Genomic DNA, 490 nt, shown 5'->3' with positions numbered 1-490 from the left:
CACCTGCACCGAGTGCGGTCGCATCTTCGAGGTCCGCGACGACGTACCGGTGCTCCTGCTGGACGAGGCGCGCGGTGGACCCGCGGCCGACGAGGCGCGGGGCGGGTCGTCGCGGTGATGGAGGGTACGGCCGGGGTCAGCGGGCACCGGCACGCCGATGAGGCCCTGCTCGACGACGCGGCGCTGCTGGCCGAGCGGGACCCGGGCGGCATGCTCCGGCACACCGCGTCCGCCGGCGCGCAGGTGCGTGAGTCGGCGGCGCTGGCCGCCGAGGCCAACCTGTCAGTGCTCGCCGACGACGGCCGGCCGCGCGCGGTGGTCATCGCCGGCATCGGCACCGCCGGGCGTACCGGTGACGTGCTGGCCACTGTCGCCGGGCCGCGCTGCCCGGTGCCGGTCATCCCGCACCGCAGCGCCGGCGTGCCGGGCTGGGTGGGCGCGGCTGACGTGGTCATCGCGGTGAGCGCGTCCGGGCGCAGCCCCGAGGCGC

Annotated in this window: 2 pseudogenes; both read left to right on the top strand. The window is 78.0% G+C overall.

The annotated features are described in order from the left end of the window. Positions 1-118, top strand: a pseudogene (locus tag KBX39_RS32735) (Trm112 family protein); the annotation flags it as partial. After that, positions 115-490 (top strand): annotated as a pseudogene (locus KBX39_RS32730) (mannose-6-phosphate isomerase); the annotation flags it as partial. The pseudogenes KBX39_RS32735 and KBX39_RS32730, both read left to right, overlap by 4 nt.

Source organism: Micromonospora sp. D75 (assembly GCF_018070405.1).
GTDB lineage: Bacteria > Actinomycetota > Actinomycetes > Mycobacteriales > Micromonosporaceae > Micromonospora > Micromonospora chalcea.
The sequence above is the reverse complement of the archived record's forward strand: the minus strand, read 5'-3'. Positions and strand labels throughout refer to the sequence as shown.